Below are 1,626 nucleotides of genomic sequence, written 5' to 3'. Positions count from 1 at the left end.
TTAGAGTGCCAGCATGACATGCTGGAAGTCGTCAGTTCAAATCTGACCGTGACTACCATCTTAAAATATTTTTTTATTAAATATATAATAATCCTGTTTTAAAGTAGAATTATTCATATGAAAATATTTATATCATACATATTTATTTTTTTTATTCCTACTTTCACGCACGCTTTAGTTATCGAAGATGCAAGGCATTTGTGGTCAAGAACTGGGTTCTCTAATTCTGAGTTTATATTGAATGATTACTCTGATTATTCCAGGGATGAGGCTGTGGCGTTAATGCTGGACTCTGGTGCATATACTGCACCTGTAACCACCTTGCTAGAATTTGATGATGACTTATATCTCAAAACGAAGAATAAAAGCATTCCTTTTAAAGACAGGCGCAAGATAAAAAGGTCACTTAAGAAATCAGACAGAAAAAAGATGATCGAATGGTGGCATAGAGAGATCTTAAGCTCAGATAATGCGCTCCAAGAAAAAATGGTGGTGTTTTGGCATGGCCACTTTGCTGCCCAGCCAGGGAAGGTTCTTGTGCCATATATGGTTGAGCAAAGTCAAATATTTAGAAAAAATGCCTTAGGCAGTTTTAAAACAATGCTTAAAGATGTAATGCATAACCCAACCATTCATCAATTTTTGGATAACACTAAAAATACTGCCAAAAAACCTAATGAAAATTTAGCCAGAGAGTTGCTTGAACTCTACACCATGGGTGAGGGTGATCATTATTCTGAACAAGATATTAAGAATCTAGCTAAAGCATTAAGCGGCATTTATGACGATTACAATACGAAAAAAACCAAAGTTAATTACAGGAGAAAAGATAACTCATTTATCACGCTATTTGGCCATACAGGAACTATTGGCATGGATAAAGCCATAGAGTTGATCTTAGATCATCCAAACACATCAAAATTTATTGCATTGAAACTATGGAAGGAGTTTGTATCTCAAGATCCAAGTGTCGATAAATTAAAGCAATTGTCTAGATTGTTTTACGAATCAGATTACGACATCAAGACTTTAGTTTCAGAAATATTAAGCTCAACCGAATTTTGGAGTGAAAACAATCGTAATAATATGATCAAATCACCCTTTGATTTAATTTCTAGCTCTAAAATTATCATTGATTTTCCATCCTCAGATTTATTAAGTTTGCCGGCTAAAATGCAACAATCTGGACAAAAATTATTTGAACCGCCTGATGTTAATGGCTGGCTAGGTGGTAGAAGATGGATAAATTCAGATTTGATTATTGCCAGACAAGCTCTATTAGGAAAATATATTAAGAAAGTGGTTAGTTTTTACAAAAAAGCAGGTCAAAATCCGAGTGCTTTAGAAAAAGCAGTCAACAGGGCTGAGAGTGAAAAATACCAATATTTTGCTATTGGCAGCTCTATTGAAAACAATCCAAATAAGCGTCTTCATAAAAGAATAAAGTCTGTCTTGTTAGATCATCGTTTTAATTTTAAATAGGGGTGTGGTATGCAACGTAGAGATTTTTTAAAGCTATTGTCAGCTGTTCCACTATTAGGCACTACCAAGGCGTTTTCTCTTGAACACAGCCCTAAGCGAAAGTATTTGATTTTGATTGAATTGAAGGGTGGTAACGATGGGTTG

The 1,626-nt window shown here is 34.7% G+C and carries 1 protein-coding gene; it reads left to right on the top strand.

All coding sequences use genetic code 11. The features are described from left to right. Positions 1 to 117: 117 nt before the first annotated feature. Entirely contained in the window at positions 118 to 1,482 is a 1,365-nt protein-coding gene (locus P8M52_RS01075; protein WP_300306078.1) for a DUF1800 family protein, read from the top strand. The last annotated feature ends 144 nt before the right edge of the window (positions 1,483 to 1,626 follow it).

This window comes from Candidatus Thioglobus sp., assembly GCF_029243085.1.
Lineage (GTDB): Bacteria > Pseudomonadota > Gammaproteobacteria > PS1 > Pseudothioglobaceae > Thioglobus_A.
This window is presented reverse-complemented; position numbering and strand designations above follow the sequence as displayed.